Source organism: Staphylococcus edaphicus, from assembly GCF_002614725.1.
Classification (GTDB): domain Bacteria; phylum Bacillota; class Bacilli; order Staphylococcales; family Staphylococcaceae; genus Staphylococcus; species Staphylococcus edaphicus.
The window spans coordinates 94957-117340 of record NZ_MRZN01000006.1 but is presented as its reverse complement, the minus strand read 5'-3'; the positions used below and the strand labels follow the sequence as shown (position 1 = coordinate 117340).

20 protein-coding genes are annotated in these 22384 nt (G+C 34.1%); 11 read left to right on the top strand and 9 right to left on the bottom strand.

The window, feature by feature from the left end; translation table 11 throughout:
• The 4 genes from BTJ66_RS05730 (at nt 1) to BTJ66_RS05715 (ending at nt 4060) form a co-directional block, all read left to right on the top strand.
• A complete protein-coding gene (locus BTJ66_RS05730) occupies nt 1-786 on the top strand; it encodes a protein-ADP-ribose hydrolase (RefSeq protein ID WP_099090015.1) in 786 nt (261 codons plus the stop codon).
• The gene (locus BTJ66_RS05725) at nt 779-1654 is read left to right on the top strand and encodes an SIR2 family NAD-dependent protein deacylase (protein WP_099090014.1); all 876 of its coding nucleotides are present in this window, start codon (nt 779-781) and stop codon (nt 1652-1654) included. The genes BTJ66_RS05730 and BTJ66_RS05725 overlap by 8 nt, the downstream gene beginning before the upstream one ends.
• Before the next feature lie 18 nt (nt 1655-1672).
• The gene (locus BTJ66_RS05720; RefSeq protein ID WP_099090013.1) at nt 1673-2695 is read left to right on the top strand and encodes a lipoate--protein ligase; all 1023 of its coding nucleotides are present in this window, start codon (nt 1673-1675) and stop codon (nt 2693-2695) included.
• Between the two features lie 372 nt (nt 2696-3067).
• Nucleotides 3068-4060 (top strand): Gfo/Idh/MocA family protein, encoded by a 993-nt coding sequence (locus BTJ66_RS05715; protein WP_099090012.1) that lies wholly within the window; start codon nt 3068-3070, stop codon nt 4058-4060.
• A gap of 118 nt (nt 4061-4178) precedes the next feature.
• Here the strand turns inward: BTJ66_RS05715 and larC are convergent, their stop codons facing one another.
• From larC to BTJ66_RS05690, 5 genes are all read right to left on the bottom strand, one after another.
• A complete protein-coding gene (gene larC, locus BTJ66_RS05710) occupies nt 4179-5354 on the bottom strand; it encodes a nickel pincer cofactor biosynthesis protein LarC (RefSeq protein ID WP_099090011.1) in 1176 nt (391 codons plus the stop codon).
• Between the two features lie 17 nt (nt 5355-5371).
• Nucleotides 5372-6130, bottom strand: coding sequence for a nickel pincer cofactor biosynthesis protein LarB (larB, locus tag BTJ66_RS05705; protein WP_099090010.1), 759 nt, complete (start codon nt 6128-6130; stop codon nt 5372-5374).
• Between the two features lie 18 nt (nt 6131-6148).
• Nucleotides 6149-6976 (bottom strand): ATP-dependent sacrificial sulfur transferase LarE, encoded by an 828-nt coding sequence (gene larE / locus BTJ66_RS05700; RefSeq protein ID WP_099090009.1) that lies wholly within the window; start codon nt 6974-6976, stop codon nt 6149-6151.
• Between the two features lie 15 nt (nt 6977-6991).
• A complete protein-coding gene (larA, locus tag BTJ66_RS05695; RefSeq protein ID WP_099090008.1) occupies nt 6992-8254 on the bottom strand; it encodes a nickel-dependent lactate racemase in 1263 nt (420 codons plus the stop codon).
• A gap of 86 nt (nt 8255-8340) precedes the next feature.
• Nucleotides 8341-9474, bottom strand: coding sequence for a glycerate kinase (locus tag BTJ66_RS05690; RefSeq protein WP_099090007.1), 1134 nt, complete (start codon nt 9472-9474; stop codon nt 8341-8343).
• Nucleotides 9475-9607: 133 nt separating this feature from the next.
• Here BTJ66_RS05690 and BTJ66_RS05685 point away from each other — a divergent pair, with 133 nt between their 5' ends.
• From BTJ66_RS05685 to BTJ66_RS05670, 4 genes are all read left to right on the top strand, one after another.
• The gene (locus BTJ66_RS05685) at nt 9608-10687 is read left to right on the top strand and encodes a CdaR family transcriptional regulator (protein WP_099090006.1); all 1080 of its coding nucleotides are present in this window, start codon (nt 9608-9610) and stop codon (nt 10685-10687) included.
• Nucleotides 10688-11694: 1007 nt separating this feature from the next.
• Complete coding sequence (gene ppdK, locus BTJ66_RS05680; RefSeq protein ID WP_099090005.1) at nt 11695-14328, top strand: pyruvate, phosphate dikinase; 2634 nt, start codon at nt 11695-11697, stop codon at nt 14326-14328.
• Entirely contained in the window at nt 14321-15136 is an 816-nt protein-coding gene (locus tag BTJ66_RS05675) for a pyruvate, water dikinase regulatory protein (protein ID WP_099090004.1), read from the top strand. The genes ppdK and BTJ66_RS05675 overlap by 8 nt, the downstream gene beginning before the upstream one ends.
• Nucleotides 15137-15282: 146 nt before the next feature.
• Nucleotides 15283-15696, top strand: a complete 414-nt coding sequence (locus BTJ66_RS05670; RefSeq protein WP_099090003.1) for a VOC family protein — start codon at nt 15283-15285, stop codon at nt 15694-15696.
• 116 nt (nt 15697-15812) lie between these two features.
• On the opposite strand, the gene BTJ66_RS05665 is transcribed toward BTJ66_RS05670, so the two are convergent.
• The 4 genes from BTJ66_RS05665 to BTJ66_RS05650 form a co-directional block, all read right to left on the bottom strand.
• The gene (locus BTJ66_RS05665) at nt 15813-16328 is read right to left on the bottom strand and encodes a hypothetical protein (protein WP_099090002.1); all 516 of its coding nucleotides are present in this window, start codon (nt 16326-16328) and stop codon (nt 15813-15815) included.
• A complete protein-coding gene (locus BTJ66_RS05660; RefSeq protein ID WP_099090001.1) occupies nt 16321-16845 on the bottom strand; it encodes a hypothetical protein in 525 nt (174 codons plus the stop codon). The genes BTJ66_RS05665 and BTJ66_RS05660 overlap by 8 nt, the downstream gene beginning before the upstream one ends.
• Nucleotides 16838-17038, bottom strand: a complete 201-nt coding sequence (locus tag BTJ66_RS05655; protein WP_099090000.1) for a helix-turn-helix transcriptional regulator — start codon at nt 17036-17038, stop codon at nt 16838-16840. The genes BTJ66_RS05660 and BTJ66_RS05655 overlap by 8 nt, the downstream gene beginning before the upstream one ends.
• 245 nt (nt 17039-17283) lie before the next feature.
• A complete protein-coding gene (locus BTJ66_RS05650; RefSeq protein WP_099089999.1) occupies nt 17284-17829 on the bottom strand; it encodes a helix-turn-helix domain-containing protein in 546 nt (181 codons plus the stop codon).
• A gap of 86 nt (nt 17830-17915) precedes the next feature.
• Between BTJ66_RS05650 and BTJ66_RS05645 the strand changes: the two genes are divergently transcribed.
• From BTJ66_RS05645 to gabR, 3 genes are all read left to right on the top strand, one after another.
• Nucleotides 17916-19100, top strand: a complete 1185-nt coding sequence (locus tag BTJ66_RS05645) for a CynX/NimT family MFS transporter (protein ID WP_099089998.1) — start codon at nt 17916-17918, stop codon at nt 19098-19100.
• 214 nt (nt 19101-19314) lie between these two features.
• Nucleotides 19315-20799 carry a cardiolipin synthase gene (cls, locus tag BTJ66_RS05640; RefSeq protein ID WP_099089997.1) on the top strand — a complete coding sequence of 495 codons (1485 nt, stop codon included), beginning with the start codon at nt 19315-19317 and terminating at the stop codon, nt 20797-20799.
• Between the two features lie 156 nt (nt 20800-20955).
• The gene (gene gabR / locus BTJ66_RS05635) at nt 20956-22359 is read left to right on the top strand and encodes a MocR-like transcriptional regulator GabR (RefSeq protein ID WP_099089996.1); all 1404 of its coding nucleotides are present in this window, start codon (nt 20956-20958) and stop codon (nt 22357-22359) included.
• Nucleotides 22360-22384: the final 25 nt, after the last annotated feature.

The following is a 22384-nucleotide window of genomic DNA, read 5'->3' as shown; positions in this document are numbered from 1 at the left end:
ATGCAACAAAAAGATCGGTTAATATACTTGATTGAGCATTTACAACGTGAAGAAGGTGGCGGTGTGCCAGTTCAATTACCTGATACAGAAGAGGAACTTTGGGAGATATATAGAGGATTAATCAATGTGAGATCGGCGACCCCTATTTCTGATGATTTTATCGAAGTTCAGAACGAGATGTTGCAATTATACAATATGAAAAATGTAACGGATATTTCTGAATTAACACCATATTTGAATGATGACATTTATCTATGGCAAGGTGATATCACCACATTACGTGTAGACGCAATCGTTAACGCGGCAAACAGTCAATTACTAGGCTGCTTCGAAGCAAATCATAATTGTATAGATAATATTATCCATACGAAAGCTGGAATTCAATTAAGGTTAGCGTGTGCTAAGTTGATTGAAGCACAAGGCAAACGTGAAGGTGTTGGTAAAGCAAAGATTACAGACGCTTTTAATTTACCTTCGAAATATGTCATTCATACAGTCGGGCCGCAGATACGAAAAACACCCGTCTCACAAATGAACCGTGATTTACTTGCGCGCTCATATTATAGCTGTCTTGAGATAGCAGATCAGTACCAATTATCAAGCGTTGCCTTTTGTTGTATTTCAACAGGTGTGTTTGGCTTTCCTCAAGCAGAAGCATCAAAAATTGCTATTGATACTATATTACAGTATAAGCAAACACAACATTCTGATTTAAAAGTGTTATTTAATGTGTTTACAGATACAGATGCAACACTTTATGAGGGGGAACTGAAAAGACATGACTGAAACAACTTGGAAAGTCTTATCAACAACCTATAACCATCAATCTGATGTGTTAGCAGAAGCTCTAAATGAAGCGGATGCTGTTGTCATAGGCATCGGTGCAGGGATGTCTGCATCCGATGGCTTTACATACATTGGAGAAAGATTTACTAAAAATTTTCCGGACTTCATAGAGAAATATGGTTTCTTTGATATGTTACAAGCAAGTTTGCATCATTTTGATAATTGGCAAGAGTACTGGGCTTTTGAAAGCCGTTTTGTTGCATTAAACTATTTAGACCAACCAGTTGGTGCATCTTATGTTGCCTTGAAAGAAATGGTGAAAGACAAAGATTATCACATCATTACTACAAACGCAGATAATGCGTTTGCAGTTGCAAACTATGATTTAGATAAAGTCTTCCACATACAAGGGGAATATATCTTATGGCAATGTAGTCAGCATTGTCATGCTCAAACATATCGTGATGATGATGCGATTCGTCAAATGGTAGCACAACAAAAAAATATGGAAGTACCACGTGATCTTATACCGCATTGTCCAAAGTGTGATGCACCTATGGAAATTAATAAACGCAAGGCACAAGTAGGCATGGTGGAAGATGCAGATTTTGGAGCTCAATTATCGCGTTACAATCAATTTTTAGATAAACATAAAGAAGGAAAAGTACTCTATTTAGAAATAGGTATTGGTTATACAACACCGCAATTTGTGAAACATCCATTTCAGCGTATGACCCGTCATAATCCCGATGCATTATTTATGACGATGAATAAGAAGGCTTATAGAATACCTGAAAGTATACGGGAGAGAACGATCCATTTAACGGATGATATTTCAACACTGATTACAGAAGCAAATAAAAAATGATTTGATTAGGAGAAAACGATGTATTTAATTGAACCTTATAGAAACGGTGAATATATAACAGACGGTGCTGTGGCACTTGCTATGCAGGTGTATGTAAGTGAAAATATCTTTTTAAATGAAGATATTTTATTTCCGTATTATTGTGATCCTAAAGTGGAAATTGGTCGGTTTCAAAATACGGCTGTAGAAATTAATCAAGATTATTTAGAAGAACATCATATAAAAGTTGTACGACGTGATACTGGAGGTGGTGCAGTGTATGTCGATCGCGGTGCAGTGAATATGTGCTGTATATTAGAAAAAGATGATACGATTTATGGTAATTTCAAAAAATTCTATGAGCCGGGTATCGATGCGCTTCACCAACTTGGGGCAACTGAAGTAGAACAAAGTGGCCGTAATGATTTAGCCATTCATGGTAAGAAAGTATCTGGTGCAGCAATGACATTAATCAAGGGACGTATTTATGGTGGTTACTCACTTTTATTGGATGTCGATTATGAACCAATGGTCAAAGTACTTAAACCAAATCGTAAAAAAATAGAATCTAAAGGTATTAAATCAGTACGTTCACGGGTAGGCAGCATCAGAGAACATCTGGCACCTGAGTACCAAGAAGTGACGATTCATGAATTTAAAGATTTAATGGTAAAGCAAATACTAGGAATTGATGATTTGAGCGCAGCGAAACGTTATGAATTAACGGAGCGTGATTGGCAAGCAATTGACGACATGCTCGATAAAAAATACAATAATTGGGAATGGAACTTTGGACGTTCGCCACGTTATGAGTATAATCGTGATGCAAGATTAACGGTCGGAACTATTGATATTTCACTGAGCGTCGAACAAGGACGTATTGCCGCATGTCGTATTTATGGTGACTTTTTTGGACAAGGTGATATCAAGGATGTAGAATCTCAATTAACTGGTGTGCGTGTTGTGAAAGAAGACATCGTTGGAGCTCTAAATGAGCTTGATATGTCCTATTATTTTGGCAAAACAACGGCTGAAGAAATTGCAGATGTCATATTAAGTTAATAAGAGTATAGCGATGATAGATTAAGACATAAAATAGGGACTTAGTTTAAGTCATGGTTTGAGCAACAGACGATCCAGTTAAAATGATTAAGATAATAGATATACAAGCAAATTAATTTAACTCATAATATAGAAATATGAATGATGTACTAAAAAGGAGTGTTTAATCAACGATTGAATGCTTCTTTTTTATCTTAAAATAAAGTATTAAAATCAACTTAGAAAGCTATAGATTTTGAATTCTTAGCATAATAACGTAAAATAATAATTAATAATTGAAAATAAAAAATTAATCATTTGAATGAGACGTAAAATGTTAAATATACATGCAAGTCGTATCTGAGAAATATAAAAAGCTAAAGGGGCATTTTAATGAATATTGGTATCGTTGGCGCGGGTAAAATTGTTAAAGAAGCATTACCTGTGATGGAACAAATTCCAGAATTTACATTTCAAAGCATTGTTTCGTCAGGAAGAAATCCAGAAAACGTAAAGAATTTACAAAAACAGTTTAATATTAAAACGATATTTGACGATTATGAACAATTTATTCAAGATGAGATGATAGATATCATTTATTTGGCAGTGCCTAATCACTTACACTTTGATTATGCACGGAAAGCGATTCAACACCATAAACATGTGATATGTGAGAAGCCATTTACCTTAACCAAAGCGGAATTAGTAGAATTAAAGGATTTAGCTCAAGCACATGAAGTAATCATTATTGAAGCTATCACTAATCTTTATTTGAGTAATTTTGAAGTATTAAAACAATCAATCAATGAACTAGGTAACTGTAAAATTGCGCAATTTAATTACTCTCAGTATTCATCGAGATATGATAATTTCAAAGAGGGTATTATAGCGCCTGCTTTCGATCCATCTAAAGGTGGTGGCGCATTAATGGATATTAACGTTTATAATATTCATTTGGCTGTGGGTTTATTTGGTAAACCAGAAGGCGTTGCTTATTTTGCTAATATTCAAAATAACATAGATACTTCAGGAATATTGCAATTGGATTATAATGATATGAAAGTCGTATGTATAGGCGCGAAAGATTCAAGCTCTGACAATCAGTCTTATATTCAAGGTGACCAGGCGATGATTAATATCAAAGGCCCAACAAATGAATTGACAGCATTTGAATTAAAATATAACCAAGGCGGGACACAAGCATATCAAGTAAATCCTTATAATCATCGTATGTATGAAGAGTTTGTAAAAATTGCTCAAATAATTAAAGAGAAAAATTTTGACGTAGTAGCGCAGAAATTAGAACATAGTATTCATGTGGTTGAAGTGCTAGAACAAGCGTTGGATAGTGCGAATATCAAAGTAGGTCCATCCCAAAAACAATAATTGTTAAGAACGACCGCCTCATCTTATATCATTGTTGAGGCGGTTTTATCGTTAAATATAATAAGCGAGATGTAGTAATTTATTTGGTTAATTGATTACTACATCTCGCTTGTTTAATTTAATCTATTTGAATGTGCTTTCTAACTTCATTTTGAATGTCATTATAAACGTTAGTAAATGACTGTTGAGATTGGAGGGCCGCATTTTTGACATCTTCGAATTCAGGTTTAGCTTTTATGATTTTATTATCTTTCATAGCTATTTTAACTAATATAGCACCATAAGGTGTATGAATCGTTTGAAATTGACGATGTAAGACTTTGCGATTAACGGCGCAACTACGAACGCCCAGAGAAGTTGTGTTCTTAAGGATAAAGTCCTCAAAATAAGTTGCTTGTGTAACGCTACTAATGACTGTTAGTTGAGTTGCTGGACGGCTTTTTTTCATCGTGATGGGTGTATAATATGCATCTAGTGCACCTTCGTCAATAACTTGCTCTATAAAGTAACCGAGTGTTTCCGGCGTCATATCATCGATTTGGCATTCTAATACTTGCACTTGATTCGGTGTGGTTTCTGTTGCTGTATATTGTATAGCGCGTATGACATTCGGGAAGTCGAAATCTTTTGTGCCACAACCGTAACCAATATCTGTCATAGTGATAGAAGGTAAAGGGCCTATTTTAGTAGCTAATGCTTTAATAAAAGCCGCGCCAGTAGGTGTTGTTAATTCGCTTTGGACATCAAATGTAGTGAGTGGGATGCCTTTTAATATTTCTGCAGTTGCTGGTGCTGGAATAGGATATATACCGTGGGCAATCTTGATTTTCCCATTTCCAGTAGGGATTGGCGAAGCCTGAATTTCAGTGATGTCTAAATATTCTAATGCGAGACAACTACCAATAATATCAATGATGGAATCCATGGCACCCACTTCATGAAAATGAACTTCTTCTACACGCATACCGTGTATTTTTGCTTCAGCTTGTGCAATGACATCAAATATACGAATGCTACGTGCTTTAACTCTTTTTGGTAAAGTACTTTCGTTAATCATTTTAAATATATCTGCTGCTTTTCGATGATGGTGTGCTTCTTTAAAAGTAATTGTTAGCGCTGTTGCTTGTATCCCTTGTTTATTTTTTTTAGAAAAGTTTAAACTAAATTGGTCCAAAGGTAACGTTAACAAATGCTTATTCACATAATCTATATCTGCACCTAAGTCTATTAAAGAAGATAATAGCATATCACCTGCAATACCCGCATGACAGTCTAAATACAGTGCTTTTGTCATAATTTTTCACTCCATTCTTAATGGGCTTCAATCATTTTTATAATCATAGCAGCATTATAACCACCACCAAATCCGTTATCTATATTCAGCACGCTTGTACCAGGTGCACAAGAATTGACCATGGATAGTAAGGTAGTAACACCCTGTAAATTAGCACCATAACCAATGCTTGTAGGGACAGCGTAAACAGGATGGTCTACTAATCCAGCAACAACACTTGAAAGTGCGCCTTCCATGCCTGCAACCACGACTGAAACGTTACTTTGTCGAATTGCTTCAATATGTGCAAATAATCGGTGTATGCCTGAAACCCCCACATCATAAAATCGCTGCACTTGAATACCCATTACTTCTGCAGTAACTGCTGCTTCTTCGGCAACGGGTAAATCTGAAGTGCCGGCACAAATGATGGAGGCATAGTGTTTCGTCTTTGGGATGTGTTTGATCGGTGTAGAAACGATGTGTGCCGTTTCATGATATTCGAGATGGCAATATTTTGCTGTAATAGAATCGGCTTTTTCTTGATTGATTCTTGTGATAAGCACAATTTCATCATGTTTGATGAGCGCATGAACGATTTCATCCAACTGTTCCTTTGTCTTACCTTCACCAAATATAACTTCAGGAAACCCTTGACGTTGTGTTCTGTGTAAATCAATCTTTGCAAAGCCCAGTTCATCATAGTGATTTAACTGCGCCTTAGCTTCATCAACAGATAACGTATTAGCATGAACAGCTCGAAGTACATGTTCGAGAGTGTCGTATTGTTCTGTCATTATTTTGCCACCTTTATCTTATTCATCTATTTGCTGCGTGTTGATGACTTCATTCATACTGCCTGTGCGGTAGCCTTCAAGATCAATCGTAACGTAATCGAAGCCCAATGCTTTGAGGTGAAACGTAATCTTATCTCTGTTTTGAATAACAGTAGGGATATCGGCAGCATTCACTTCGATTCTGGCAATATTTTGATGATAACGGACCCTAACATGATTTAATCCTAAGCCTAATATATATTGTTCTGCTTTATTAATTTTACTGACTTTTGCAATACTTAATGGCTCACCGTATGGAATACGAGAAGCGAAACTGCATAAAGAGGGTTTATTCCACACAGGTAAATGGTTAGCTTTACTTATTGCTCTAACATCAGATTTAAATAACTCTGCTTCTTGTAGAATGCTTCTGACATTAAATTCTGTTCTTGCTTTTAATCCAGGTCTAAAATCATTCATATCGTCCATAATCATACCATCCACTACATAGTCGAAATGATACTGAGTTCTTAAAGTTTCAAGTTTAGAATATAATAGTCGTTTACTGTAATACCAACTGTCAGGTGTATTCTCAATGATGTGAGGATCATTTAATTCTTCAATCTCTGTTTCTATGATTTCAGCATTCAGTTGCTTACCTAAAGCAATCGCTTGATTAAACTCCTCATTTCTAAATAATTCAGACTTAACAATTACGGCTTTCACATGATTGTGTCCTAAAACATCGATTGCTTTTTTTAGTACAAGACTACTGTCTACACCGCCCGAAAAAGCGACGATAACGCTACGCATATCCTTAAGAATAGCTTCTAACTTTTGTTCTTTTGTTATTATTTGGGTTAACATCGTATTCCTCCTTAATTATGATTCAACATATGGAATTGTAAGTGGACCAAGTGGCATCACGCCAATAGTCATTTCAGTGCCATATTTAGTTTCTAGTGCTTTTAATGTGTCGTTAATATGATGAACTGGATGTAACATCGCATCTGTTGCTTGTTTGTCGGTAAGCTTAGAGTATAGATATACATCGGCAAATGTTTGAATGACAGCTTGCTTTTGAACTTGCCATTGATCAAGCATTGCAAAATTGGGCTCACTAATCATGTCAACGAGTGCTTGAGGTGAATCTGCCATTTTGAGAATCTCGGCGTAATTTCCATGATTAGGGTAACCATCGCTACATTCTGATAACATGATGATACTGCCGCCTTCTTTAACAACTTTATGTGCAGCGCTCATTCCTTTAACGGTTTGATATAAGTTCTGATCTAATGGGTATCCTGAATTTGAAGCGATGACAACATCAAAGCGATTATCACATTTAAACATGGCATGTGCTTTAGTATAAGCGCAACCTTTGTCATGCGCTTCATATAACTCTCCAGCAAAGACTTCTGTAATCCCTTTGTCTTTGTTTAAAGTGACATTGAGCATAAAGTCTGGTTTACACATAGCGTTAATTTCTCTAGTCATATCTTGCACAGGATTATCATTCATATTGCCCCAAGTAGAACGTATATCGCCAATCATTTTAGCGTTATGAAAAGTCATAATCGTTTCGATACCAGCGATACCTGGCATGATTCCTTTAGGGCCACCTGAAAATCCAGCAAAGAAATGAGGTTCAATAAAGCCGGTGACAATTTTGAAATCAGCATCCACATAGTCTTTATTTAAATAGACATCACATCCATATTTGCTATGTCCTACCTTACGTAAAGTTGCTTTGTCATTACAATGATTATGAACAATCCTAACATTCTTCACGATGTCTTCACCTAACATTTGTACTAGCTCTTCATGTGTTTGATCACGGTGTGTACCTGTACCATTTATAATCACAAAATTTTCAAGTGGCACATGTGATAGCGCTTCTAGTAACATTGGCACAAGAATATGATTAGGTGTTGGCCTTGTAATATCGCTAATAACAATAGCGACAGTTTGCTTTTCAGTTACCATGTTTTTTAAGGGCTTAGTGCCAATTGGGTGCATTAAAGCGTTTCGGACTGCAGTGGTTTCATCATTTAATGCATCGATATCAGTTGGTTCAATCAACACACTGCGATTAGGTAACTCAATTTCAACATTGGATTTACCATATAGTATGTTAGTTTTCAAAATGATTCCTCCTCACAACTATAAGTTTTGTAAATAAAGCATTCCGTTTGACTTATTTTAACATTATTCAGAATATTTAGATAAAACTATCGTTTATGAAAGAATGTTTTGACGATATTTTTGGTTGCTTTTTTAACTAAGCTTTCCGATTGTGTTATCGTATCTTCGAGTGACATAGGACCGTTAGTTAGACTGAAAGCACCAATTACACCAACGTCATTAAATCGATCTACATCGACATCGATAGAACCACCTATAAAAATAACGGGAACTTTATACTTATGAGCAAATTTGGCAATACCCATGGGTGTTTTACCGTAGAAAGTTTGAAAATCAATCCTACCTTCACCTGTAATGACTAAATCTGCATTGTCCATATATTCATCTAGTTTGATATAATCTATTACGACTTGAATACCATCTTCGAAATGACTAGGGAAAAAAGCTTTGAAAGCACCACCTAATCCCCCGGCAGCGCCTGCACCAGGTAAATCATGCAGGCGGATACCTTTCTCAAGTGCAACTAAATCTGCCCAATGTGTGAGATTTTGTTCTAATGCGTTTAATTGGGCTTCTGTTGCACCCTTTTGCTTACCAAATACAAATGAAGCCCCATTATTACCAATGAGTGGATTTTGCACATCAGTAGCAATCGTAAACGTACAATGTTTTATTCGTGCATCAAAATGAGTTAAATCGAAGTTGCGTATGTGTTGTAAACAAGTACCGCCGAAGCCAACTTCATTATCATATTGATCTAAAAGTTTGGCGCCTAATGCTTGTAACATTCCAGCACCAGCATCATTTGTAGCAGAACCACCAAGGGCAAGAATGAATTTGGTGTAGCCACTATCTAGAGCAGCTTTAATTAATTCTCCAGTACCAAACGTAGTGGCTTGCATAACGTTCAGTGCATGATTAGGCACATGCTTTAAACCAGATGCTTCGGCCATTTCTATCACACACGTTTGCTTATCATTGAGCACACCATATTGTGCGGTGACCTTATTTCCTAGTGGCCCAGTTACATTAACTGTTGTGAATGTTCCGTCTGTAGCATTTACTAAGGCTTCCATTGTGCCTTCACCCCCGTCCCCAACAGGTAAAGTATGTATTTCAGCTTTTGGAAATACGTCAGAAATACTTTGGCTCATATAAGTAGCTACTTCAGTAGCTGACATGCTTCCTTTAAAAGAATCAGGTGCTAAAATAATGTTCAAATAAGTCACACTCCTTGAAATCGTTTTCATTATCTTGTTTACTCATTATATCGATTTTAATTAAGATAAAATAGGGTTAAAATATACAAAAATGGTACTGTTCATTTATATAAAATATACAAGAGGTGACTTGATGCAAATCTTAACTGAAGCATTAGCTACATTAATCGTAAAAGAAACAGTAAAAAGAACAAATAGTAATATTAATATAATGAATTTTAATGGAGAAATTATTGCTTCTTTTGATAAAAGTAGAGTTGGGCAAATTCATGAGGGTGCACTTCAAGTATTAGCGAATGCGCAAACGGTTATTTTATCAGAAAAAGACACAGCTCATTTGCAAGGTACCCAACCTGGAATTAATTTACCAATTATATTTCAAGATAATATAGTTGGTGTCATCGGTATTACAGGCGATCCACAAACATTGACCCATGTAGCTGATTTAGTGAAAATGTCCACGGAGTTACTACTATATCAAAATTATTTTACATATGAATTAGAAGGGCAGCTACGCAGTCAGGAATTATTTATAGAAGAATTATTAAAAAGTGAACCGTCTAAATCTTTTATGCAATATCTAACGAAGCAATTAAATTTAGCATTGCTAACTTATAGGAAATGTATCGTTGTCCATCTAGAAAAGCAAATATTCTCAAGAAGTACTATAGTACAAATGTTAGTTAAAATAATTGATAAAACGAGCTTTACAATTGCTTTTACAAATTATAATCGCATTGTTATTTTAATAACAGATGAAAATTCAGAAACATTGGATCTAAAAATAAATCGAATACACCAAGTATTTACATCACTAAATTTAGACGTGCACATAGCCTCCAGTCTAGTTTTTACAAGTTTAAATGAGTTTAAAAGAGCATATGAAGAATGTGAACTTGTTTTTATGTTAAATGATCAAAATGCTTCCCTAGTTTCATTTGAAGATGTAGAAGAAAAAACATTACTGTACCAAATAAATGAAGAAATAAGAGAGCGGTATAAAAAAAGAATATTGGAGGGATTGGACAAACAAAGCATTGAAACATTGAAATGTTTTTTTGATAATGATTTGAATATAACACAAACTGCGAAATACCTTTATATACATCGTAATACATTGCTGTATCGTTTAGAAAAATGTGAAACACAAACAGGTTTAAATCCTAAAAAATATTCTGATGCGATAAAATTACAAATTGCTTTGTGGTGTTAAATAATCATGTATTTTAAGAACTGAGTAATTTATAAAATAGCTTAGTATAATTAAAGACGTTATGGTATTTTTTGTGACTGCAAAAAAGTGCTTTACAAATTACACGACCAACAATATAATTAAATTAAGTTATTGCTAAATAATTCTATAAAATTTATAATGAAATTCTTTATAGATACAAAACGTTTTGTTTCCACTATGAATTTGCCTGATTAGAAATGGTACCAATTTTGAGTTATTAAGTAATGACGCACATCAATCGTACTTGATGTATTATCAAAAGATGGGAAGTGAACATAATATGTATTGAGTAATTATACTTTCTAATTTTGTAACTATGTTTTAACGAGAAAATATTCATTACACTACAAAGCAAAGAACTGAGCAATATCAAAGTTAATATGAATGAAATTTTTAAGCTTGTTTCATTTTAAGAACAAGTATTCCTCTTTTGTCACTTTTTCAAATGATTATATATTAATAAACCTACTTGAATACATTTTAATCTACGGATTCGGCCACTTTTAAGTACGAGCACAGATATTTTTAAATCTCATTGCACATAGTCTAAATTCTATCTATTTCACCCACTTTTATTTCCTCAGTATAAAAACCAAAGACCAGTTTAAAAAACCTATCATTATACAATTTGAAATAGAATGAATAATAGCAAGGTTATCATTTGTGAGTAATAGCATGTATGAATCATTTATTAATGTAGATTGAACATATTCGGTGAAGCTATACATTTAAATACGTTAGCATATGTTTTTACTTAAAAGGGCAAAAACTGGTGAAATGTAAAAGGTCTCAGCAACAATTTATGCGGTTGCTGAGGCTTTTTTATTTATCTGAAAGTATCTAAGCAAATGCAGCAAATTTTAAATAATAGACAAAAATAAAAATATATTTTGATAATGTTAAATTTTTTAGTTGTCTTTTTCGTTCTAATATGACATACTCTATAGAAATTAGTATAACATAATAATTATTTGAGGTGATTTAGTATGACTAAATATATTTATAAGTTTGATGAAGGACAAAAATCTATGAAAGATTTATTAGGGGGTAAAGGTGCAAATCTAGCAGAGATGAAAAGCTTAGGCTTACCTGTTCCAGACGGTTTCACTATTACAACTGAAGCATGTATTGAATATCTAAAAAATGATGCAGAACTTCCTGATACATTGCTAGAGCAGTTGAATATTGAACTAGATGCTTTATCTCAACGCATACAAAAATCTTTTTCTGCGGATGAGTCACTGTTATTAGTTTCTGTACGTAGCGGCGCTAAGATTTCTATGCCGGGCATGATGGATACGATTTTGAATTTAGGTTTGAATGATGAAAATGTAAAAAAATTAGCTACTAAAACAAATGATTCTCGCTTTGCATATGATTGCTATAGAAGGTTGTTGCAAATGTTTGGACAGGTTGTTTACGGCATTCCGATGGCAGCATTTGATACATATTTCAATCAATATAAGACACAACATGGGTACCAAAGTGATGCGGATATTCCAGCTGAAGGTTTGCAAGATATTTGCAATCATTTTAAAGAAGTGTATGTAGAAGAAACATATAAACCATTTCCACAAGAACCAATTAACCAATTAACCGAAGCCATTGAAGCTGTGTTTAAATCTTGGGATAACGATCGTGCGCGTGTATATCGTCAGTTAAATGAGATACCCCATGATATTGGTACCGCAGTCAATATACAAGAAATGGTTTTTGGTAATAGCGGAGAGCGTAGTGGTACAGGAGTGGCATTTACACGTAATCCTGTTACAGGGCAGGCAAACTTGTTTGGAGAGTATCTATTAAATGCACAAGGTGAAGACGTAGTGGCAGGTATCCGTACACCTAAAGATATTGAAACATTAAGAGCGCAAATGCCGCATGTACATCAACAATTTGTTGATGTTTCTAAACGTCTTGAAACGCACTATAAGGACATGCAAGATATTGAATTTACAATTGAAAATGAACAATTATATATTTTACAGACGAGAAGTGGCAAACGAACAGCGAATGCTGCCATTCATATCGCTGTAGATTTAGTAGAAGAAGAAATTATTACAAAAGAAGAAGCAGTGTTGAACGTTGAAGTGAAATCTATTGATCAGTTATTGCATCCGAACTTTGATGAACAATCACTTAAAAATGCAACAACGATTTCTAAAATTGGGTTACCAGCAAGTCCTGGAGCAGCCAGTGGTAAAATTGTATTCTCAGCTGAAATTGCGAAAGAACAAGCTGAAAATGGAAATAAAGTTATTTTAATGCGTCCTGAAACCTCTCCGGAAGATATTGAAGGTATGATTGCAAGTGAAGCGATTGTTACAACACATGGTGGTATGACATCACATGCTGCTGTCGTAGCACGAGGAATGGGCAAATGTTGTGTGACAGGATGTTCGGATGTTGAAATCAATGTTGTAGATAAGGTAATTCATTATCCAGGTGGCACCTTACAGGAAGGTGATGTTATTTCGGTAGATGGTGCGAAAGGTGACATTTATTATGGCGAAGTAGCGACAATGAAAGCAGAGCGCAGTGAAGCTTTTGAACAATTTATGTCATGGTCAGAAGATGTAGCAAGATTACAAGTTAGAATGAATGCAGAAACGCCGCAAGATATTCAGACTGGTTATCAGTTTAATGCTAAAGGTATAGGTCTTGTTCGTACGGAGCATATGTTCTTTGGACCGGAACGATTGATTGAAATGCGTCGCTTTATTTTGTCAGATACACAAGATAAACGTATTGCGGCATTAAATAAAATTCAACAATATCAAATGACTGATTTTGAAGCAATATTGAAGTTATCTGGTGAGAGACCAACGATTATTAGACTGTTAGATCCACCACTTCATGAATTTTTACCAAGTTCTGTAGAAGAAAAAAATAATGTAGCGGAACAGTTAAATGTGTCAGTACGTGAATTGGAACAGTATATTGAAAATTTAAACGAAGTAAACCCAATGTTGGGACATAGAGGTTGTCGTCTTGCGATTACGTATCCTGAATTGTATGTTATGCAAGCCGAAGCTATAGTGAGCAGTGCACTGCGTTTGAAAGCACAAGGTATCGAATGCCAACCTGAAATTATGATACCTTTAGTTTCAACAGTAGCAGAATTTACTATTTTAAAAGATCAAATTGTTGAAAAGATAGAACAATTACAACAAGAAGCTGGAGATAGAATTCAATATCTCATTGGAACAATGATTGAAACGCCGAGAGCATGCCTAATTGCCGACGAGTTAGCGGAAGTGTGTGATTTCTTTAGCTTTGGAACGAATGATTTAACACAATTGACTTTTGGATTCTCGAGAGATGATGCTGGTAAATTTATAGGTTCATATTTAGAGCAAGGTATTCTAGAACGTGATCCATTCCAAACTTTAGATCAAAATGGTGTAGGACAACTTGTCAAAAAAGCTGCGCAACAAGCTAAAGCAGTTAATCCTAATATTAAAATAGGTGTTTGTGGTGAATTAGGTGGAGATGATAAATCAATTCATTACTTTAATCAAATCGATATTGATTATGTTTCATGCTCACCATTCAGAGTACCTGGTGCATTATTATCAACTGCGCAAAGCGAGGTTAAAGGTGGTCGATCACGTGTATAGTGATTCAAAAGAACCACAACTCAGATTATATGTTATTTCAGATTCTATAGGTGAAACGGCGCAGCGCATGGTACATGCAACACTAACTCAATTTCCGGAAGTATCACAAATTGAAATAAAAAAGTTTCCTTTTATCAAAAGTGAAGAAGAGCTCATTAATATTTTAAAAAGTGCTAAAGCACGTGGGGCAGTTGTGATAACAACATTAGTGAATCCTGAATTTAATATTGTAGGACAGCAATTTGCAAAAGAAGCAGATATTCCATATGTTGATTATATGTCTGACTTAATTGGTATTATTCAACAACGCACAAATTGTTCGCCAATTTTAGAAAGCGGAGCCTTACGTAAATTAGACGAAAATTATTTTAGAAGAATAGAAGCTATGGAATATTCTGTTAAATATGACGATGGTAAACATTTTACAGACATTGGAGAAGCGGATGCATTGATAGTTGGTGTTTCAAGAACATCTAAGACCCCTTTGAGTATGTATTTGGCAAATAAAGGATATAAGATAGCAAACATACCACTAGTACCAGAAGTGGATATTCCTGATGAAGTCTTTCGGCATAAAAAGTTAAAAGTTTTTGGATTGACGGCAAGTCCACAGTATATTTTAAATATACGTAATGAACGTGTTAAAGTATTGGGTTTACACGGACCGACAAACTATAATAGTGTTGACCGAATTAGGAAAGAATTAAGCTATGCTGAAGAAGTTTTTAGGAAGTTAAACGCGACAGTCATTAATACAGAATACAAATCAATTGAAGAATCTGCTTTTTATATAGAAAAGTTTCTTTAGCACAGTCTAAATGTTTAACAACTGAATGCATCGTGCTAAAAAGTGGCATATAAGTCAGGGGCATGTCATTTAAACTGAATCATATGACTAGATTTACAATAGTCGGGTAAGGTCAAAGTATTATAAAATATGAAAGGGGCTTTACTATGTTAAAAACAGTATCACCTTATTTATTTTTTAATGGTACATGCAGAGACGCTTTAAAATTTTATAGTGAAATATTAGAAGGTACGATTAAAGGTGTCATGACATATGGCGAAGCAAATGAACAAGTTGCTGATGACCCTGAGCGTGTTATTCATAGCCAATTAGAAGTTGATGGACAAATATTTATGCTGTCAGATATTCCTAAAGATGATAATACAATGTTACAAGATCGCAATGTATATATTGTATTAGATTTTGATAGTGAAGAAGCATTAACGCGTGCCTATAATCATTTAAAAGCAGACGGTGAAGTGCAAATGGAACTTGACGATATGTTTTGGGGAGCGAAATATGCCAAACTTGTTGATAAGTATGCCATTGGATGGGATTTAAGTTATACAAAACCAGCATAAATAAATTGATATAAATGCCCACGTTTAGTTAATCAAACGTGGGCATTACTTATAATCACTACTATCTATTAAAAGGTACAAATGAAGACGTTTAATAGATAATAATTAAGTGTTAACTACGCATTATCTTTATATGTTTTAATGAGTTTACTTTTCGCAAATCCGTAGACGACAAAGCCAGTTATTAAAGCAATAATTAAAGTCGTAAGTAGATTTGTTAAAATATCTGAACGATGTGGCAAATCTGAACCTGTGACGAATGGTATCCAGTAATAATTTAGGTTGAATATGATAAACATTATAGTTGCGAATAATAGGCTGCTTTTATGTAATTTCTTTAATTGGATCTTATATTGTGCCTCAGTATGAACCTCTAAAGTGTCTACTTTTTTCTTACGAAGAGAAACGACTAATATGACAGAATAGATGAGTATGAATATATAAGTTAATATACCTAACGCAGGCAGCTGACCTAGATAGCTATTTATAAAAAAATCTAATGTGCCTACAATAAGACTACCCCAAAAAATCCATGGAGAGAACCTAGCATAATCGTGTAATAGTTGTTGACGTTCATATTCATCTGTAAATCTAAAGTTAGGAATTAAACGTAGAATTTTGTCGTTATTCATCATGTTCACTCCTTTCATCTAGCAGTTTTATCCGAGAATCCTTAGTAACCGTAAATATGGTGATGATAATTAATGGTAGATAGGTACTATACTCAGTTAAAATATCAAAATTAAAACGGTTTCCTGCAAGGATTGGTGCGATTACTGTTGCAGTTAAAAGCATATAAATTATTGCAATCATTAAGAAAATAATTCTTTTATTGCGAGTTTCACGTAGCAACTTCTGGTAAACGTCTGAATCGCTGACCTCGATAGTTAATGGCTCAGCGCTAAATTTACTGATAGACATTCTACAACCCAAAACGATTAGCAAGCATACCCCGCCAATAGTGAATGGAGATAAAAATGAACGTTCAATGTCGAAGAAAATAGAGAAATAAACGAGTGCGATAAGCGTGTACAAACCGATAATACTGCATTTCGCTAGTGTTTTATCAATTTCATGTTGTTGATATTCATCTGGGCTACTCATTGAACCGGTGAAATTTTGATATAACCATTTATCTTTTCTATTCATATGAATCCTCCTCCCAAAATAAATCGTTGAGTGTAACGTCTAAAGCTTTCGCTATGTTAATACATAAATTCAATGATGGATTATATTTGTTATTTTCAATCATATTGATTGTTTGTCTTGATACTTCAACCGCGCGAGCAAGCGTAAGTTGTGACATTTGCTTTGAGGTTCGGTAAAGTTTTACATGATTCATAGTGAATACATCGCCACCTTGTGTGTCAAATATATATTACATGTACAATATATCTGACATATTTAAAAGTGTCAATTGAACATAAACGTTAAATTTATAATAGTTAAAATAAACTTATATAGTGTTATAGAAAGAGGAATATTACGACTGAAGCACATGAATAAGCTCTACTAGCTCAATAAACGCCTTACAAGAACTAAAGCGCTAAAGAGTAGTGGAGCTTTAAAATGGGAAGCTTTAATAAGCTATTGATAATACATTGTAGAAGTGAAAACGACAGTGATGTCACCAGGGTTACAATATCTATGTGGTACATCACTATTAAAACGAAAAGCTTGATGATGATTAATTGTATAGATTTTTGAATCGATTTCCATTTCAAGGATGCCTTCGTTCACAATGATATACTCCTCTGAACCAGCATGGTGAGGAGCTGAGTCCATTTTTCCATTAGGTTCTATTGCCATTTTAAACATTTCAAATTGTTTTTTATCATCATAGGGAAAATATGGATAAATAGTGACTTTATCATCAATGATAGGAATAATATCAGACTCATCTATAAAATCTACTTCATCATTATTTAAGGAAGTTAACTGCGACAATGAGATATGAAGTCCATTTGCAATTTTCCATAAGGTAGTAATAGTAGGATTGGAATGACCTTTTTCTATTTGACTTAACATATTTTTACTGACACCTGTCGCACTGGACACTTTATCCAAGCTTAACTGATGCTTTTTTCGATAATCTGCTATATTTTTTGCTACTATATTTTGAATATTATACAATTTGATCTCTCCTATTTACAATATAACGTACATATCGTACCATATAATGTGTTCTTTTAAAAATAGACACTTCAAGGTGGTACAAAATGAAAAATTATAGAAAAACAAAGCCATTTAATTGGTTATTATTTATAGGTATTTTATTAGTAGGGGCAAATTTGAGAGCGCCTATCACGTCCATTGGTGTTGCTTTACCTGATATCAAAACAGACTTAGCGCTGTCTAACAGTGCTGTCAGTGTTGTTACGGTTGTACCTTTGTTAGCATTTGCTGTTATTTCACTATTTGCTGCAAGAACAAGCAATCAATTTGGCTTAGAGAAAACAATTTTCCTGGCGCTATGCTTAATTTTTATAGGTATTGCTGTTAGATCAATTACCGATATGTCGTGGTTGTATATAGGAACAGTGCTCATTGGTATAGGTATCGGGTTTGGAAATGTGCTTGCACCAGCTGTGATTAAAGCAAAATTTCCATTACATATAGGTATCATGACAGGATATTATACTGTAGTTATGAATGTATTCGGCGGTTTATCATCATATGGTACGGTCCCTTTGCTCAAAACATTTAATTATAATATTGCAATAAGTTTAATTGGAATCATAACACTTGTGACTATGGTAATTTGGTCATTTCAGTTGAAAGGTAAACAAGAAATGGTTACAGCATTGCCTCGTGAAAGTGTGAATGTTTGGAAGTCACCAGTTTCCTGGCAAATTACAATATTGATGGGTGGCCAATCATTGATTTTTTATTCATTAATTAATTGGATGCCAGCATATTTATCACAGAGTGGCATGTCTATCAGTGAAGCAGGCGTATATTTATCCATACTTCAGATTTCAATTATTCCGTTTACGTTTATCACCCCTATATTTGCGACTAAGATGAAATCCCAGTTTTTATTGACTTTTGTGACGGGATTATTTTTTATTGTTGGTGTGTTAATTATGTTATTAATACCGAAGTTAGCAATTATCTCAACTATCTTGATAGGTGTTGCTGGAGGAATTGCATTTGGCCTTGTAAATACCTTCTTTAGTCTGCGGACAGAACATAGTCAAACAGCAGCAAAACTATCTGGAATGGCGCAGTCTATTGGTTATTTATTTGCGGCCACTGGTCCATTGCTATTTGGTATTTTACATGACGTGACTGGTACTTGGATGGCTTCTTTATGTATTTTATTACTCACAGCGGTTATCATTACTTTATTTGGTTCACAAGCAGGTCGCAATCATACAATTGAACAATCACTTCAGAAGTAACGCACATTAATTTATTATTATAATGATTATCCTATAGCGAAAATGGTAAATACATTTATAATGGAATATGATAGATGACAATGCTTATGAAACAGATATCTTTATATTATTAGTAAAGATATTTAATTATTAAGTAAGTTACATTTTTAGTGTTGTAACTAAATGGCTAATAATAGTTTTGCTATCTATAATGAAAGAATAATGAGGTGAAGTAATGCAATTAATATTTGATCCGGGTGTAAGTCCGATATATCGTGGCGTACTAGCCTTCTTCTTTGTAATCAATGTGATTTTAGCATTTGTTATTGTCTTTTTAGATAGAGATAGAAGGGATGCCACAGCAACATGGGCATGGTTGTTTTTACTATTTGTAATGCCTATTTTAGGTTTTTTCATTTATATATTTTTCGGAAGAGGCATTCGTAAAAAGCGTGAACGAGGGTTTGCACATAATCAGATTGAAGATGGGATGAAAAGAGTGCAATCGCAATTACAAGATTCAACTAATAAAATTAGTGATTCTGATAACCCTATTGTTAGGAAGCACCATGATATTGCAGCGACACTTTTAACAAAAGAACCTTCATTTCTTAGTAATGATAATAATATTGATATCTATACCGATGGTCATGATTTATTCAATCAAATGAAAGAAGATTTACGTAATGCTAAATCTTACATTCATATGGAGTATTATGTATTGAATTTAGACGGATTAGGTACAGAAATCATTGAAATTTTAGAACAAAAAGCTGAAGAAGGTCTTGAAGTTAAACTACTGTATGATGCAGTAGGGTCTAAATCTGTACACAAATCAAAATTTAAAAAGTTCCAAGAAAACGGTGGACAAGTAGAAGCCTTTTTCCAAGCTAAAATACCATTAATAAACTTTAGAGTGAACAATAGGAATCACCGTAAAATTGTTGTCATTGATGGGATGACAGGTTATGTAGGTGGTTTCAATGTGGGGGATGAATATTTAGGCTTGAATGAAAAATTTGGCTATTGGAGAGATACTCACCTTAGAGTGAGAGGCGATGGTGTAGATGCATTACAATTAAGCTTTATACATGATTGGAACTCACAAGCTAAGCGTGAACAATTGGATTACAATGACAAGTATTTCCCAGACAATGCACATCAAGGCGGTGACGTCTCAATGCAACTTGCACTAAGTGCACCAAGTGATAATTGGCACCAAATAGAATTTGGATATATGAAAATGATAATGAATGCTAAAGAATCAATATATATGCATAGTCCATATTTTATTCCAGACAAAGGTTATATAAATGCATTGCGAATAGCTGCAAAATCTGGGGTGGATGTCCGTTTGATCATACCATGTAAACCTGATCATATCTTTGTATATTGGGCGACAATTTCAAGTGTAGCCCAACTCATACGTGATGGTGTGAAAGTTTACACATATGAAAATGGTTTTATTCATTCTAAAATGATGATTATTGATGATGAAGTTGCAAGTGTCGGTTCTGCAAACATGGATATCCGTAGCTTTGAATTAAACTTTGAAATAAATGCTTTTATGTATGATGAACGTATTACTAAACAACTTAAAGATGCTTTCTTTGAAGATTTAAAAGTATCAAAAGAATTAACTGAAGCTCGTTATAATCAACGTTCTAATTGGATTAAATTTAAACAGGCTATTGCCAAATTAGCGTCGCCAGTATTATAACGTACAAGAGCGATAAAATATCTCATTATGTGATTAAAACAGTGGCTATCTTAAAATAGCCACTGTTTTTTTATATGATATAATTGCCAGAATAATTATAAATTAATTTTAATTATATTATTAATAATTCGAAAAAACAAACAAATGAGGTGTACTATGCAACGCGACAGTAACTTATATATTTACAGAGCATTATATAGTCAATTAAAAGAAGATATTCTGACATTTAAATATGAAAGTCATGAGAAATTACCTTCAAAACGCGTGATGTCTCAACATAAAAACATAAGTGTGAATAGTGTGAAAGCAGCTTATGAACAGTTACTGGCAGAAGGTTACATCTATACGAAAGAGCGCAAAGGATATTACATAGAACCATTAGACAAATTGATTGTTGAAACAGAGCAACAACACACAGTAGCAACATTTGATACTAAATCTGATGCGGAGTTTGACTATTCATTTTCGCACATGAGTACTGATATTTCAGAATTTCCAGTAGATACTTGGACTAAAATGATGAAACAAGTTTTTAAACATTATGATCATTACTTATCTTCTATTCCTGATGTGAAGGGACCATTTGAATTAAGACAATCTATTGCAAAATTAGTTTCTTATCAACGTGGTATCCATTGTCATCCAGAACAAATTATTATAGGCTCGGGGACTAATTCGTTATTAACCAACTTAATTGAACTCATGTCTGAAAATGTAACGATTGCTGTTGAAAATCCTGGTTACTCTCGTTTCAGAACGTTATTAGAAAGAACAAACATTCAAATGACTTCCATTTCACTAGATCATAAAGGTATTTCAATAGAAGAAATCAAACGTATGCGACCAGATGCAATTATTGTTACGCCATCTCATCAATTTCCAATGGGCACTATTATGCCAGTATCTAGGCGCATCAGTTTATTAAATTGGGCGAGTAAAACACATAGCTATATCATTGAAGATGATTATGATAGTGAGTTCAAGTACGAAACGGATAACATTCCCTCATTATTTAGTTTTGATAAAAATGAACGCGTGATATACTTAGGCACATTTTCCAAAACATTAATGCCGGGATTAAGAATCAGTTATATGATATTACCGACTAACTTGGTTCAGAAATTTGATGTGCAAAATCAAAGTACTATTCCAGACTTTTCAATATTAAATGCCTTAACATTAAATTTATTGATAAAAGAAGGACATTATGAAAAATATATAAAAAGAATGCATCAATTATATGGTAAAAAGAGGGCTTATCTTATTGAGCAATTACAACAGACATTTGGTACTAGAATTGATATCAAAGATACACAGGCGGGCTTACATTTTATTGTTGAAGTTATTTCGTCGTACTCTTATGAAGAAATTGAATCCAGAGCCAAGGATTATAACTTAGAGCTTTATACGATAAATCGCTTCAATGTGAAACCGCTTCAAAATAATAGTGACCGGAAAATATTGATTATTGGATTTTCTAAAATCCAGCAACAACAAATACCTGAAGCTGTTCAGCGCTTAAAAAAAGTAATCACTGACTCATCTGGTACCATTGAATAAGACAAACTGGTGCTTTACAGAATAC